Source organism: Streptomyces sp. NBC_00212 (assembly GCF_045206365.1).
Classification (GTDB): domain Bacteria; phylum Actinomycetota; class Actinomycetes; order Streptomycetales; family Streptomycetaceae; genus Streptomyces.
In genome coordinates this window covers 7,894,399-7,908,671 of record NZ_CP108115.1, presented here as the reverse complement: position 1 = coordinate 7,908,671, position 14,273 = coordinate 7,894,399, and the positions used below count along the sequence as shown (strand labels likewise).

Sequence of the window (14,273 nt, the reverse complement as noted above, 5' to 3'; positions counted from 1 at the left end):
CTACGCCGCCCGGTCCCCGGCATCACCGAACTCACCCCACCGGCTCCAACTCCCTGGGCAGCGGCCTGCTGTGGACGATCTCCAGGCCGGACACCGCCCGCGTCAGGACCACGTACAACCGGTGCAGGCCGCGCTCCTCGGCCGCCGCGATCTCGGCCGGTTCGACAGCCACCACGTGGTCGTATTCGAGGCCTTTGACGAGCGTCGCGGGCAGCAGCGCGACCCGTGCCGCAGCCGCCGCGTCGAGGCCGGCCGACTCCAGGGCCGCGCTCAGGGCGGGCACGTCGCGGTCGGCCGCGATCACGCCGACCGAGCCCTCCCGGCACAGGGCCGCCCGCACCGCATCGATCACCGCTTCGGCAAGCTCCTGCGGCGACGCGGCATTCCGACGGCTCAACTCGCCGTCCCTGCGCAGGGATTGACCGGACGGCACGTCCACGTCGAGCGCGGGGAGCAGCCGGTTGGCCAGTTCCACGATCGCGGCCGGCACCCGGAACCCCGTCGTCAGCGGCACCACCTCGGCGTCGGGCTTGCCCAGGTGGGCGAGCTGCCCGGACCAGCCGCGGGCCGCCCACGGGGTCGTGCCCTGGGCCAGGTCACCGAGCACCGTCAGCGAACCGAACACCGCGCGCCGAGCGATCGTCCGGCACTGCATCGGGGACAGGTCCTGCGCCTCGTCGACGACGATGTGCCCGTACCCCTCGGGGTGCTCGATCAGGCCCGCCACCTCGTCGAGCAGCACCAGATCGGCCGCCGACCACTTCGCGGACTTCCACGAGCGCGGCGGCCTCGCCCACAGGAGCGCCTTCTGTTCCTGCGGATCGAGGCTGCCGCCGGCCGCCCCGGCCAGCGCGTCGGGGTCCGTGAACAGCTCGGACAGGACCTCTTCCGGCTTCACCTTCGGCCACACCGTGTCGACGAACCCGGTCACCGGACGCGCCCTGGTGATCTTCTGGAGCCAGGTGTTGTTCATGGGCCCGGCCCGCCGTTCCGCCTGGAGCTGGATGGCCCGGACCGCCCGGCTGCGCACCCGCTCCCGCCCGATGGCGTACGGCGGCGCTTCGGCCCGTACTGCGGCGACGATCGACGCGAGCTCCCCCTTGGAGACCCGCCAGGTGTACGAACCCTCTTGCAGCGCAAGGGAGTTGACGGGTCGCGCGACGCGGCCGTACAGGGCACGACGGAGCACCTCGGCCATCCGCACGTCGTGCTTGACGACCGCCGCCTCCGGTTCGTCGACGGCGCGCACCTCGCGGCCGCGGGTGCCGCGCACGATCTCCTCGTCGACGGTCGACTGGCGGATGTCGTACTCGCCGAGCGCGGGGAGGACCTCGCGAACGTAGGAGAGGAAGGTGCGGTTGGGGCCGAGCACCAGGAGGCCGCGACGCTGGACGCGCTGCGGATGGGTGTAGAGGAGGTACGCCGCGCGGTGCAGGCCGACGGCGGTCTTGCCGGTGCCCGGGGCACCATGTACGCACACGGACTCGGCCAGTTCGGAGCGTACGAGGTCGTCCTGCTCGGGCTGGATGGTCGCCGCGATGTCCCGCATGGGGCCGACGCGGGGGCGCTCGATCTCCCCGGTGAGGATCGCGCTCGCGCCCCGCACCTCCCCCGCCACCAGGCGCTCGTCCTCAAGCCCGGTCAGGTCCTCCGCGGCGCCGGAGCTCCCCCGCGCCCAGCCGAACCGCCGGCGGACCGCGACGCCCTGGGGGGGCACGGGCACTCGCCTGGTAGAAGCGGCGCGAGACGGGTGCCCGCCAGTCGACGACCAGGGGCGGGGCGGAGGGTTGTTCGCTGATGCGGCGGCGGCCGATGTGGTAGCTCTGGCCGGCGTGGTCACCGTCGGCCGCCGCGTCGAAGTCGAGCCGCCCGAAGAACAGCGGACCTTCCGGCATCTCCCTCAACTCCTTGGCCCAGCTGCGGAGTTGATAGCCGAGCACCTCGGCGTCGGCACCGGAGGCGAATGCGCTCTCGCCGATGACGACGCGATGCCCGGCACTCTCGGTCATGGCGGTCAGGGCCGCTCGGCAGGTGTCGTGGTAGGTCCGCTCGTGGTCGAGTTCCGGGTCGAGTGGCTTCATGGCAACCAGAATAACGCAACCCGGTTACATTTTTTACTCAGTAACGAATAAAGGGGCGGGCCTGACCGGCACGCAATGGGCAGCGGGAGAGGTACGGGGAGGGCCGCGGGACGGTTCACCCCTCCCCGTACTCGGCCCCCAGCCCCTCCACCAACTGCGCGAACGCCCGGTCCGCCGCCCGCACCGCCTCCGGGTACAGCGCCCGCTCGCTCTCCCCCGCCTCGATCCGGCGCCAGTTCTCCTCCGCGAGGATCCGCCGTACGGCGATGATCTGGCCGGCCGCGATGCGCGCGCCGAGCCCTTCCCCGAGCTCGGCGGCCAGCGCCTGCTCCGACCGCTCCTGGTACCCGTACAGCCGGGCCACCAGGCTGGGGGTTCCGTACAGCAGCCCGTAGTAGGCGCGGACGTGGGGGTTGTCGCACAGCCCCGTCACCGGGTCACGGCGCTCCAGCCCCTCGCGGAAGTGGGCGCGCAGGGCGGGCAACGGCGCGGCCCCCTCGGCCCGGCCGGCCGCGACGACGCGGGCCGCCTCGTCCTCGTGGTCGGCGAACCGGTGCAGTACGAGGTCCTCCTTGGCGGGGAAGTACCGGAACAGGGTCGGCTTGGAGATCCCGGCGGCCGCGGCGACCTCCGCGACGGAGACCTTGTCGAAGCCGCGCTCCAGGAACAACGCGATGGCCGTCTCCGACACCGCCTCGTACGTCTGCCGCCTCTTGCGCTCCCGCAAACCCATCTCGCTACCCATGGGACGAGCGTACGTGGCCCGACCCCGAGGACCCGCCGGGGCGTCGGAGGTCCGGACACACCCCGGGGGCCCGACGTCCCCCGGCGTCCCCGGCCGGCCCGGTCAGTGGCGATGCAGGGTTTCGAGCGCTTCGACGAGGACCCTGGGGTTGTGCTGGCCCTTGTAGACGGGCGGTGGCTGCCTGTCCAGGTTCAGGAGTCCGGCGACGGCGGTCCATGCCGTGCGTACCGAGTACTCGACCGTGAACACCACGTCGTCGGGGACCTCGGCGTACTGGCCGATGAACGCCAGGTTGGTGGACTTCTCGGGTACGACCTCGGGGCGGTCGCCCCGGCTGCGTACAAGGAACTGGCTGGTGATGTACGGCATCAGGGCCGGGATGACGATCGAGTTCCGCAGGATCTGCGGGCCCTGCTCGAAGCGCAGGTGCTGGAGCACCTCGTCCAGGATCTCGGCGCCGGTGCACTGCGCCATGCTCTTCTTGACGAAGTCGCCCTCCCTGTCGGGGAACAGGGCGTAGCCCCACCAGACGAAGGTGTCGTCGGGCTGCTCGCGGAAGTGCGGCTGGTGGTTGAGGACGACGGTCAGCAGCCAGCTGGAGTCCTTGAACGTGATCAGACCGCCCTTGCCCGCCTCGCTGCCGCTGAACTCCTCCATCAGCTTGAAGAAGGTGGGGTCCTTGGTGGTGACGGTGAAGGACTCCCAAGTCGACTTCGCGACGGAGGTGTTGAACGCCGACGGGTTGCCCAGCCGGCCGGGCCGTTTGGCCGCGAGGGTTTCCCACAGCTTCCAGGATCCGCTGGAGCCGGAGGTGTCCAGGGCGGGGACGGTTTCGGTGGAGCCCAGCGTGGAGTTCGCCGTCATCGAGCCGTTGGTGACCAGGACCAGGTCGTCCGGGCCCAGTGCGATGTCCTCGCTCTTCCCGCCCCTGGTCCAGGTGAGGCCGGTCGCGGTGAGCGCGTCGCCGTCGGCCAGTCCCACATCGGTGACCCGGGTGCCGAGTTGGAGGGTCACCCCCTGGTCGGTCAGCCACTTCAGCAGGGGCCGGACGATCGAGTCGAACTGGTTGAACCGGGTCCGGTAGATGCCCGACATGCTGTCGAACGTCTTGAAGAGGTGCACGAAGCGGTTCAGGTAGCGGCGGAACTCGATGGCGCTGTGCCACGGTTCGAAGGCGAAGGTGGTGCACCACATCCACCAGAAGTTGGTGGTGAAGAACTCAGGGCTGAAGCAGTCGGTGATGCGCTTGCCGTCCAGGTGGCTCTCGGGGGTGGCCACGCACTTGACCAGCTCAAGGCGGTCACGCTCGGAGAAGCCCATGGTGTGCGAGGCCACCACGTTGCCCGCCGCGTCGACCAGCCGGGCGTGGTCGTCCCACGCGAAGTCGTCGTGGAAGGCGAAGGTGTCCTGTGTGACCGACTTCGACGGGTCGTCCAGGGAGGGGATCGAGCCGAGCAGGTCGTAGGTGCAGTCGAAGTGGATCTCGAACATGCGGCCGCCGCGCATGGTGTAGCCGGTCTCGGGCGAACCGGCCGCGTCCAGGCTCCCGCCCTCCCGGTCCTGCTCCTCCAGCAGAAGGATGTCCGGTCCGGCGAACCCGCCGTCACGAATCAAGAACGCCGCCGCGGACAGCGCCGCGACTCCGCTTCCCACCAGGTACGCCTTCGCCACGATCCGCTCTCCCTCGTCAGGCCTGTGAACCCCGGACCCGGGCTGCGCCGGGTTCCCGACGATAGGCCACATGAGGCGATTGCGCCCTTCTATCCGATCTGCCCGACTTGTGGGTGTGCTGCGATCGGGCACGGCTCCCACCGCCTGGCATCCCGTCAGATGCGCCAGGCTCGGATGCGGTCCGCGGCCTGGTACACGTTCACCTTCCCCGCCTGGATGTCCCGTACGAGATCCACCATCGCACCGTACGGCGGGTCGATGCCCTCGCCGGATGCGTACATGTAGGCGGCCGTCACCTGGCACGCGTAGAGGCTGTTGCGGTGTGGCAGCGGTTGCAGACGTACCAGCGTGTGCAGCAGGGCCGCCGCCCGCCAGGAGGGTTCGGGGTCGGCGGTGGCCGGGCGGGGGATGCGGGTCTTGTGGCGGGCGACCGCGGCGACCAGGGCCGAGTAGTCGGCGACGCTCACGTCTTCCGGGACAGCCTGCTCCTGGACGTCCAGGAGCCACGGGACGTCGATGTAGAGGACCATCAGGCGGCGTCCACCCCCTCGCTGCGCGAGCTTGGCGGCGCCTCGTCGGGAAAGGCGTCGTCGAACTCGGCGCGCTGCTGTTCTCCCCAGGAGAGCGCGTACCGGACGAACTGCAGGCGCTGCTGCTCGCGCAGGGGCAGGTCGTGGACGTACTGCTTGAGCGATTTCCCGTCGGCGGCCGCGGCGGCCCGGACCGCTTCGAGTTCCTCGTCGGTGAAGGTGATGTTCAAGGACGGCATACCTCGATGGTACCTAGTTGGTACCTGCTCGGCTACGGGATGGCGCCAGTTGCCAGTCTTCGCAGGTCAAAGGCGCGGGCGGGCTGGGCGCGGAAGGAATTTCGCCTGCGTTCCCGCCGCCCTGTCACATTTCTCCGTCGCGATGCGTCAGAGCGGTGACAGCAAGCAGCGACAAAGCAGCGACAGCAACGCGCATGCCTTGAGGAGATGGTTGTGGAAACTCGCTCGATCACCGAGGAAGTACCGATGGTCCCCCGGATGTCCGAGGACCCCGCGCAGCTCGCGCCCGAGCTGGCCCAGGTGTCGGCGGCACTGTTCAAGGTCACCGGCAACGGTTCGGTGCCGCGTGCCACCATCAGCCTGGTCCAGCTCCGTGCGGGGCAGATCGTCGGCAGCACCTACCTGACCGTTCTGCACACCGGATTCCTGCGCAAGGCCGGGGAGCCGGAGGAGCGGATCGCGTCGGTGGCGTCCTGGCAGGACTCGCCCTATTTCACGAGTGCCGAGCGTGCCGCACTCGCGCTCGTCGAGGCCGTGCTCCAGCCGGCCGCGCACGGCGAACGCGTCTCGGACGAGCTCTACGCCCGGGCGGCCGAGCACTATGAGCCCAAGGCGCTGGCCACCTTGATGTTCGCCATCGGGCAGGTCAACTTCTTCATCGCCGTGGCCCTCATCGCCAAGCCGGTGCCCGGACGGTCCTTCACCGATCCCTGGAACTGACAACCCGGCCTTGGACATCGCCGTTCGGGCCCCGATCTTCCAGCGGGGCCCGAACGGGTCGGCGGAGCCGGCCCCTTCACCACTCGGAACGTAACGGCGAGGTGTGCCGGGCTCGCGCAATTCCCCCGATAACGGACCGTTTGCTGCGGTCACATGTCGGCCTCGTGGCAGCAGCGGCCGAACCCTGGTGTCGGCTCCCAGGTACGGACCAGACTCGCGCTCGCACCCCGGTGCCCACGTTCCGTACCTCCAGAAGGCTCCACCGCACATGCATACCTCGCTCAGACCCGGCGCCCCCGAGGCGCACCTCCCCCGTGCGGTGAGGAGGTGGCTCGCGTGCTGCGCTACGTGACGCGCAAGGCGACGGGCTGGCTCCTGATGATCGTGGTGGCCACCAACGCGACCTATTTCCTTGCCAGTTGGTTCCTCGACCCGCGGTCGAACTTCAAGGAGCTGCGGCCCGCCCGCACCGAGGCGCAGATCGACCGCGCACTCGCGCCGTACAACCTGGACCCGCAGGTGCCGATCGCGCACCGGTGGTGGGACTGGTTCACCTCCGTGGTGCTCCGCTTCGACTGGGGGAAGTCGCCGACCGGCGTCTCCGTCAACTCGGAGATCGGCTACCGGTCGCTCGTCAGCGCGGAGTTGGTACTCCTGGCGACGGTCCTGTCCGTCGTGATCGGTGTCGCGCTGGGTGTGTACACCGCGTCGCGCCAGTACGGCTGGGCCGATCGCCTCACACAGGCCGTGTCCATCGTGGTGTTCAACGTTCCGGCGTCCGTCGCCGCCCTCGCCGTGGTCTTCGTCGCCATCTGGCTGAACCAGCACGCCGGACTGCACTTCCTGTACGTCGCCGGGGAGAACTCCCCGGGCGTGCAAGGGCTGTTGCCGACGATCGGCGACCGCTTCCTGCACCTGATCCTGCCGACCCTGACGCTGACCCTGATGGGCTATGTCGGCTACCACCTGACGCAGCGTTCGCTGCTGCTCGACACCATCAACGCCGACTTCGTCCGCACCGCCCGGGCCACCGGTCTCACCCGGGCCCGGGCGATCCGCCGGCACGCCCTGCGCACCGCGCTCATTCCGACGGCGACATCCGTGGCGTTCAGCGTCCCGGCCATGTTCACCGGGGCCGTCATCACGGAGACCATCTTCGGCTGGAACGGCATGGGCCGGTACTTCGTGCAGACCATCAGCAAGAACGACGTGCACGGCGCGGTCGCCACGGCCGCCTTCGCCGCGGCGCTCACCGCGATCGGCGCGATCCTCGCGGACATCGCCACCGTCCTCCTCGACCCCCGGGTGAGGGTGAGTTGACATGACGTCAGATGCGACCATCGCGCAAAAGCCCGCGGAGAAGCCCGCGGGGAAGCCCGTGCCGAGGCCCCTCCCGAACAGCGAGCGGCACATCGGTCTCGGCCGGCTCTATCTGCGGCGCTTCCTGCGCAACCGCCTCGCCGTCACAGGCGTGGTGATCTTCCTGCTCCTGGTGCTGTTCAGTGCCTTCGGCGGCCTGTTCACCTCCTACACGTACTCCGACACCGACTTCGCCGCGCTCACCCAACCGCCCAGCGCCGCCCACTGGTTCGGCACCAACCAGGGCGGCAACGACATCTACGCCTCGGCCGTGCACGGGCTCCAGCGCTCGCTGGCGATCGCCGTGAGCGTGTCCGTCCTGACCGTGGTCGTCGCCGCGGTCATCGGGTCCAGCGCCGCGTATTTCGGGGGCCGGGTCGAGAAGGCGACGCTCGCCGTCATCCACTTCCTGCTGATCGTCCCCTCGTTCCTCATCCTCGCGCTGGTCTCGCACCGCCTCGCCGGGGACTGGCGGGTGCTCATCGTCGTCCTGACGGTGTTCGGCTGGATGTCCACGGCGCGGGTGATCTGGTCCGTGTCGACCTCGCTGCGCGAACGCGACTACGTGACGGCCGCCGAGTTCATGGGGGTGCGCCCGCTGCGCATCATCCTGCGGCACATCATTCCCAACCTCGGCTCGCTCCTGATCGTCAATCTGACGCTGGGTGTCGTCTCGACCGTACTCAGCGAAACCGCCCTGTCCTTCCTGGGGTTCGGCGTGCAGACGCCGGACGTCTCGCTGGGCACGATGCTCGCGGACGGCGCGAGCACGATCACCAGCGCGCCTTGGCTGTTCGCCTTCCCCGCGGGTCTGGTCGTGCTGCTCACCGTGTCGATGACCTTCGTCGGCGACGGGCTGCGCGACGCCCTCGACCCCACGTCCGTGACCGGCGCGGCTGGAGGCCGACGATGACCCTCGCGACACCTCTGACCGAGGCCGCACCGCCCACCGACGCCACCCCCGTGCTCTCGGTGCGGGATCTGCGGATCTCCTTCCCGTCCGAGGCCGGGCCCGTCGAGGCGGTGCGCGGTGTCAGCTTCGACCTGCTGCCCGGCCGCACGCTCGGCATCGTCGGCGAGTCCGGCTCGGGCAAGTCGGCCACCGCGATGGGCATCATGGGCCTGCTGCCGCCCTCCGCCACCCTGAGCGGAGAGGTCCTGCTCGGCGGGCGCAACCTGATCGGGCTCGGCGACAAGGAGCTTTCCGGGGTACGGGGCAATTCCATCGGCATGGTCTTCCAGGACCCGCTGTCCGCGCTCACCCCGATCTACTCGGTCGGCCGACTGCTCTGCGACACCCTGCGGGTCCACCAGGACCTCACGAAACGCGCGGCCTGGGAGCAGGCCGTCGAGCTGCTCGATCTCGTCGGCATCCCCGATCCGCGCGAGCGGGCCAAGTCGTTCCCGCACGAGTTCTCCGGCGGAATGCGCCAGCGGGTCGTCATCGCCATGGCGATCGCCAACAAGCCGTCCGTACTCGTCGCCGACGAGCCCACCACCGCCCTCGACGTCACGGTGCAGGCCCAGATCCTCGACGTGCTGCGCCTGGCGCAGGCCGAGACCGGCGCCGGGCTCGTGCTCATCACCCACGACCTCGGGGTCGTCGCGGGCCACGCCGACGACATCGCCGTCATGTACGCGGGCCGGCTGGTGGAGCGGGCCGGCGTCGAGGAACTGTTCCGGCGCCCGACAATGCCGTACACCGCGAGGCTGCTCGCCGCCGTCCCGACCGTGGACAGCGGGGTCCACCGCCCCCTGGTCCCCATCGGCGGCGAACCGCCCACCCTCGCAGGCCTCCCGCCCGGCTGCCCTTTCGCGAGCCGCTGCGCCGTCGCTCTGGATGCCTGCCGCACCGACGAACCCGGGCTGCGCGAGATCACCGGGCACGGTCACGTGGCCTGCCTGCGCGCCGACGAGATCGCCGCCGGAACGTTGGATCCCGCCGGATCCGGGACGCCCCTCGACGAGCCCGCCGAATCCGCGCGTACGCGGGTCGGTGACGTGGTGCTCCGGGTCGAGGACCTCGTCAAGACGTTCCCGGTCACCAAGGGCGCCGTCCTCAAGCGCCGGGTCGCCACCCTGCACGCCGTGAACCGGGTGAGCTTCGAGCTGCGGGCCGGGGAGACCCTGGGTCTGGTGGGCGAGTCGGGCAGCGGCAAGACCACGACGCTGCTTGAGATCCTCCGGCTCAGGCGCCCCGAAAGCGGCCGGATCGAGATCGCCGGAACCGAGGTGGGCGCGGCCCAATCCCCCGCTCGAATACGGGAGTTGAGGCAGAACGTACAGATCGTCATGCAGGACCCGCTCGGCGCCCTGGACCCGCGGCTGCCCGTGTTCCAGCTGCTCGCCGAGCCCTTGCGGGCCGTCGGGCGGGACCGCGAGTCGATCCGTTCCCGCATCCACGAGCTGCTTGCCCTGGTCGGTCTGGACGCCTCGGTCAGCGACCGTTTCCCGGCCGCACTGTCGGGCGGACAGCGCCAACGCGTGGGCATCGCACGGGCGTTGGCGGCCGAGCCGAAGCTGCTGGCCCTCGACGAGCCGCTCTCGGCCCTGGACGTGTCGGTGCAGGCCGGGGTGATCAACCTCCTCGCCCGCCTGAAGCGCGAACTCGGTCTCGCCTACCTGGTGGTGGCCCATGACCTGGCCGTCGTCCGGTACATCTCCGACCGCATCGCGGTGATGTATCTGGGTCACATCGTCGAGACCGGGAACACCGAGACGATCTTCTCCGACCCCAGGCACCCGTACACCCGGGCCCTCCTTTCGGCGATCCCGGTGCCCGACCCGCAGCGGGAACGCACCCGTGAACGCATCGTCCTGGAGGGCGAGTTGCCGAGCGCCGCCCGGCCTCCCGCGGGCTGCGTGTTCGTCGACCGCTGCCCGTTGTACCGCCTCGCCGACGAGGGTGTGCGTCGGCTCTGTCGCACACAACGCCCCGTACCGGCCCAGGTCCCCGGGCAGCCCGGGCACGAGTACGCCTGCCACGCCGGCTGAACACCTGCCCTTCCCCGGACCCCGTCCCTTACGCCTGACCAGAGGAACCACTCCGCCATGCGCTCAAGACTGGCCCTGCCCGTCGCCCTCATCGCCGCCGTCTCCGTCGCCGCCACCGCGTGCCAGTCCTCCTCCGGGAAGAGCACGGGCTCGAAGGCGGCTCCCAAGGCGGCGTCGGCCGCCGCCGACTACAACCCCCAGCCGTACGACAACATCAAGGACGGCGGCACCTACACCACCGCCGGGACCTTCGACGACCAGGGCAACCCGTTCAACGTCAACGCCACGCTCACCGCGTCCCGGGTGTGGGCCTGGTACAACGCCGACGCGATCACTTACTCGCCGACGGGCGAAGTGCAGTACAACCCGGACTACTACAGCGATGTGAAGGCGACCGTCGAGGGCGGCCACCAGAAGGTCGTCCTGACGATCAACCCGAAGGCCGTCTTCAACGACGGCACCCCCATCGACTGGACCGCGATCGAGGCCACCTGGAAGGCCAACAACGGCTCGGACAAGGCCTTCGCCGCCGCGACGACGGTCGGCTACGACCAGATCACCTCGGTCGAGCGGGGCGCGGACGCCAAACAGGCCGTCATCACCTTCAAGGGCGTCGACGCCTCCTGGTCCAGCCTGTTCACCACGTTCCTGCACCCCAAGGCCGCCACGGTCGACAACTTCAACCAGGCGTACGTCAAGAAGGCCCACCCGGAGTGGGGCGCGGGCCCGTACACGGTCGGCACCTGGGACACGCACTCGGGCAACATCACCTTCGTCCGCAACCCCAAGTGGTGGGGACGAAAGGGCAAGTTGGACCAACGCGTCTATGTGAACCTGGAGTCGGCCGCGGCGGTCAACGCCTTCAAGAACGGCCAGCTCGACTACACCTCCGCCGTCGACGCGGAGAGCCTCAAGCAGATCAAGGGGCTCAAGGGCACGGAGATCCGCAGCGGCGGCAGCCCCTTCGAGTACTCGCTCAACTTCAACACCAAGTCCCCGGTCCTCTCGGACAAGGCCGTCCGCAAGGCCATCCAGGAGAGCGTCGACCGCGCACAGATAGCGAAGATCCAGTTCCAGGGGCTCGACTACCAGGAACCGCTGCCCGGTTCGGCCGTCCTGCACAGCTTCCAGAAGGGGTACGAGGACAACGTCTCGGCGGTGCTGAAGTACGCGCCGGACGACGCCAAGAACACGCTCGACGCGGCGGGCTGGAAGCCCGGGCAGGACGGCATCCGCGTCAAGGACGGCAAGAAGCTCGACGTCGGCTACACGCTCCTCGGCGACGACGCGCTCGGCAAGGCCACGGCGGGCGCGCTCGCCGCGATGCTGAAGCAGATCGGCGTCCACCTCGTCATCACGAAGGCCGACGACGCGGACTTCTCGAAGGTCCTCAGCGAGCGCAGGTTCGACCTCTTCCTGTCGGGCAACCGCTCCATGGACCCGTTCGCCGCCCGCTACCTGTGCGACTTCTACTGCTCGGACCGGGACGCCAACATCACCGGTTCCGGTACGCCCGCCCTGAACAAGGAGATCCTCGCCACCACCGAGATCGCCGACCTCGCCGAGCAGAACGCGGCGGTCAACAAGGTCGAGCAAAAGGCGCTCCAGGAGTACGCGTTCCTGCCGCTGTACAGCGGCCCCTCGACGTACGGCGTGAAGAAGGGCCTGGCCAACGTGGGCGCGACCATCTTCTACAGCCCGCTGCCGGAGACGGTCGGCTGGCAGAAGTAGCCCGCTCCGGCGTCGGTCCACGGCCGAACGGACCCCCGGCCCCGGCATGGCGCTCTGCCGTGCCGGGGCCGGGCCCGTGTGCCCGGGTCATTCGGCGCCCGGGATGTCCAGGGCCGTTCCGTACAGACGCGAGACCGGGATCCGGATCACCACGCGCCGGTCGGCGACCAGTTGCTCGAAGAAGGCCCGCTCCTCGGCCGGGTCCTCGAACCCGGGGGTGAGCGCGAGGAGTTCGCGGCCGGTCGCGTCGCCGGGGACGGTCGTCTCCGGCGACACTTCGGCCTCGCCCTCGGCGACGGCGAACGACCAGACGTCCGGGCCCGCGACGTGCAGGGCCACGTGCGGATCGCGGCGCAGATGCCGGACCTTGAGACGGTCGGCCGTGGTGGAGATCCGCACGACGCGCTCTTCGGGGTTCCAGTGGTGGAGCACGGTCGACAGGTGCGGGTGACCGCTGCGCCCGACGGTGGCCAGCACTCCGAACTGCTGCGCCTGGAGCAGCCGCGACAGTGCCTCGTCGGAAAGGACCCGGGGCGCGGGCCCGCTGCCGGGCCGATCGGTCTCGGTCGCTGCCTGGACGGGAGTCGCGGCCGCGTTCTCGTACGTGTTCACGGTGCTGCCTTTCGGTGGCGTGCGCGGTGAGGGTTGGGGGGAAGTTCAGACGGCCGTGAGGCCGGTGACGTCGGGTGTCCGCGTCGTGGTCGTGCGGGTCTGCTGCCGGGGTCCGCGCAGCACGACGGCCGCGACGACGAAGGCTGCCACGAGGAGCCCCGCGCCGACGGCGAAGGCGAGGTGGTAGCCGCCGGTCAGCGCCTCGGCCCGGCTGCTGCCATGGGTGAGCAGGTTGTCGGTACGGGACGCGGCCAGCGTGGAGAGCACTGCGACGCCGAGGGCCATGCCGATCTGCTGGGTCGTGTTGAAGAGGCCGGAGGCGAGGCCCGAGTCCGCCTCGCCCGCGCCGGACATGCCGAGGGTGGTCAGCGCGGGCAGAGCCAGCCCGAAGCCGGCCGCGAGCAGCATCACGGGCAGGAGGTCGCTGACGTAGTCGGCGTGCACGGGGACGCGGGCGAGCAGTCCGAGAACGCCGATCAGGAGCGCGATTCCGGTGAGCAGGACGCGGCGTTCGCCGAAGCGGGCGTTGAGGCGGGCGGACACACCGAGGGACACCGCACCGATGATGCCCGCGGCGGGGAGCATGGCCAGGCCGGTCCGGGTGGCGTCGTATCCGAGGACCCTCTGCAGGTAGAACGCGACGAGGATCTGGAAGGAGAACAGCGCGGCCACCATGAGCATTTGGACCAGGTTGGCCCCCGAGACGCTCCGTGAGCGGAAGATCCGCAACGGCATGAGCGGGGTCCTGGCGGTGGCCTGCCGAGCGAGGAACGCGGCGAGCAGAACGGCGGCGAGCGCGCCCAGGCCGAGCGTACGTGCCGAAGTCCAGCCGTACTCCTCGGCCTTGACGATGGTGGAGATCCCGAGCATCAGTCCCGCCGTGACGAGCAGCGCGCCGAGGGCGTCGGCACCGGCCTTCAGACCGAGGCCCCGGTCGGAGGGCAGCACGGGCAGCGCGAGCCCCAGGACCGCGAGCCCGAACGGCAGGTTGATGAAGAAGATCCAGTGCCAGTTCAGGGCGTCGGTGAGTACGCCGCCGAGCACCTGCCCGATCGAGGCGCCGGCCGCGCCGGTGAAGCTGAACACGGCGATCGCCCTGGCACGTTGCCCCGGTTCGGTGAACAGCGTCACGAGGATGCCCAGGCCGACGGCGGAGGCCATCGCGCTGCCTATGCCCTGGAGGAATCGGGCAGTGATCAGCGCCGCCGGGGAGGTGGCCACGCCCGCGAGGAGCGAGGCCGCGGTGAACACCGCCGTGCCGGACAGGAACATCCGCTTGCGGCCCACGAGGTCGCCGAGCCGGCCGGAGAGCAGCAGCAGACTGCCGAACGCGATCAGGTAGGAGTTGACGACCCAGCCAAGTCCGGTGGGAGTGAAGCGGAGGTCGTTCTGGATGGCCGGCATGGCCACGGTCACGATGCTGCCGTCGAGGACGACCATCAGCAGACTCGTGGCGACGACGGCGAGCGCCAGCCACTGCGAGCGGGGGGTTATGGAAGTGGGAGCGGAAGGGGCAGACATGCGAACTCTCCTGTCCGTTGAGCGACAGGAGGGACACTAACAGATAGTTTTGTTGCAGACTATTTGTTTC

Annotated in this window: 11 protein-coding genes and 1 pseudogene; 5 read left to right on the top strand and 7 right to left on the bottom strand. The window is 69.9% G+C overall.

The genetic code is table 11. From position 1 onward, the window contains the following. Positions 1-31: 31 nt before the first annotated feature. The 5 genes and pseudogenes from OHA17_RS36115 to OHA17_RS36095 all read right to left on the bottom strand — a co-directional run bounded on the left by OHA17_RS36115 (position 32) and on the right by OHA17_RS36095 (position 5,266). A pseudogene (locus tag OHA17_RS36115) lies at positions 32-2,081 on the bottom strand (HelD family protein). Positions 2,082-2,196: 115 nt separating this feature from the next. Next, positions 2,197-2,826, bottom strand: a complete 630-nt coding sequence (locus OHA17_RS36110) for a TetR/AcrR family transcriptional regulator (RefSeq protein WP_406510000.1) — start codon at positions 2,824-2,826, stop codon at positions 2,197-2,199. A 102-nt stretch (positions 2,827-2,928) separates the two neighbouring features. Then, positions 2,929-4,497, bottom strand: a complete 1,569-nt coding sequence (locus OHA17_RS36105; protein ID WP_406509999.1) for an oleate hydratase — start codon at positions 4,495-4,497, stop codon at positions 2,929-2,931. A gap of 155 nt (positions 4,498-4,652) precedes the next feature. Further along, positions 4,653-5,027: a hypothetical protein gene (locus tag OHA17_RS36100; RefSeq protein ID WP_053730628.1), complete on the bottom strand. Its 375-nt coding sequence runs from the start codon at positions 5,025-5,027 to the stop codon at positions 4,653-4,655. Beyond that, positions 5,027-5,266: a hypothetical protein gene (locus OHA17_RS36095; protein ID WP_053730629.1), complete on the bottom strand. Its 240-nt coding sequence runs from the start codon at positions 5,264-5,266 to the stop codon at positions 5,027-5,029. The genes OHA17_RS36100 and OHA17_RS36095 overlap by 1 nt, the downstream gene beginning before the upstream one ends. A gap of 207 nt (positions 5,267-5,473) precedes the next feature. Between OHA17_RS36095 and OHA17_RS36090 the strand changes: the two genes are divergently transcribed. The 5 genes from OHA17_RS36090 (at position 5,474) to OHA17_RS36070 (ending at position 12,070) form a co-directional block, all read left to right on the top strand. Further along, entirely contained in the window at positions 5,474-5,986 is a 513-nt protein-coding gene (locus tag OHA17_RS36090; RefSeq protein ID WP_406509998.1) for a carboxymuconolactone decarboxylase family protein, read from the top strand. 336 nt (positions 5,987-6,322) lie between these two features. Next, positions 6,323-7,306, top strand: a complete 984-nt coding sequence (locus tag OHA17_RS36085) for an ABC transporter permease (protein WP_406509997.1) — start codon at positions 6,323-6,325, stop codon at positions 7,304-7,306. 1 nt (position 7,307) lies between these two features. Beyond that, positions 7,308-8,258, top strand: coding sequence for an ABC transporter permease (locus tag OHA17_RS36080; RefSeq protein ID WP_406509996.1), 951 nt, complete (start codon positions 7,308-7,310; stop codon positions 8,256-8,258). After that, entirely contained in the window at positions 8,255-10,339 is a 2,085-nt protein-coding gene (locus OHA17_RS36075; protein ID WP_406509995.1) for a dipeptide ABC transporter ATP-binding protein, read from the top strand. The genes OHA17_RS36080 and OHA17_RS36075 overlap by 4 nt, the downstream gene beginning before the upstream one ends. Positions 10,340-10,396: 57 nt before the next feature. Next, positions 10,397-12,070 carry an ABC transporter family substrate-binding protein gene (locus OHA17_RS36070; RefSeq protein ID WP_406509994.1) on the top strand — a complete coding sequence of 558 codons (1,674 nt, stop codon included), beginning with the start codon at positions 10,397-10,399 and terminating at the stop codon, positions 12,068-12,070. 87 nt (positions 12,071-12,157) lie between these two features. On the opposite strand, the gene OHA17_RS36065 is transcribed toward OHA17_RS36070, so the two are convergent. Together OHA17_RS36065 and OHA17_RS36060 are read right to left on the bottom strand one after the other, a co-directional pair. Next, positions 12,158-12,580 carry a PPOX class F420-dependent oxidoreductase gene (locus OHA17_RS36065; protein ID WP_406510904.1) on the bottom strand — a complete coding sequence of 141 codons (423 nt, stop codon included), beginning with the start codon at positions 12,578-12,580 and terminating at the stop codon, positions 12,158-12,160. Between the two features lie 147 nt (positions 12,581-12,727). Next, on the bottom strand, positions 12,728-14,203 hold the full coding sequence (locus OHA17_RS36060) for an MFS transporter (RefSeq protein WP_406509993.1): 1,476 nt from the start codon (positions 14,201-14,203) through the stop codon (positions 12,728-12,730). Positions 14,204-14,273 lie beyond the last annotated feature (70 nt).

What these genes read in the sequence shown, in the direction of transcription:
- OHA17_RS36080 (WP_406509996.1), top strand. Translation starts at nt 7,308, where the DNA reads ATGACGTCAGATGCGACCATCGCGCAAAAGCCCGCGGAGAAGCCCGCG.
- OHA17_RS36100 (WP_053730628.1), bottom strand. Translation starts at nt 5,027, where the DNA reads ATGGTCCTCTACATCGACGTCCCGTGGCTCCTGGACGTCCAGGAGCAG.
- OHA17_RS36090 (WP_406509998.1), top strand. Translation starts at nt 5,474, where the DNA reads ATGGTTGTGGAAACTCGCTCGATCACCGAGGAAGTACCGATGGTCCCC.
- OHA17_RS36070 (WP_406509994.1), top strand. Translation starts at nt 10,397, where the DNA reads ATGCGCTCAAGACTGGCCCTGCCCGTCGCCCTCATCGCCGCCGTCTCC.
- OHA17_RS36075 (WP_406509995.1), top strand. Translation starts at nt 8,255, where the DNA reads ATGACCCTCGCGACACCTCTGACCGAGGCCGCACCGCCCACCGACGCC.
- OHA17_RS36095 (WP_053730629.1), bottom strand. Translation starts at nt 5,266, where the DNA reads ATGCCGTCCTTGAACATCACCTTCACCGACGAGGAACTCGAAGCGGTC.
- OHA17_RS36110 (WP_406510000.1), bottom strand. Translation starts at nt 2,826, where the DNA reads ATGGGTAGCGAGATGGGTTTGCGGGAGCGCAAGAGGCGGCAGACGTAC.
- OHA17_RS36060 (WP_406509993.1), bottom strand. Translation starts at nt 14,203, where the DNA reads ATGTCTGCCCCTTCCGCTCCCACTTCCATAACCCCCCGCTCGCAGTGG.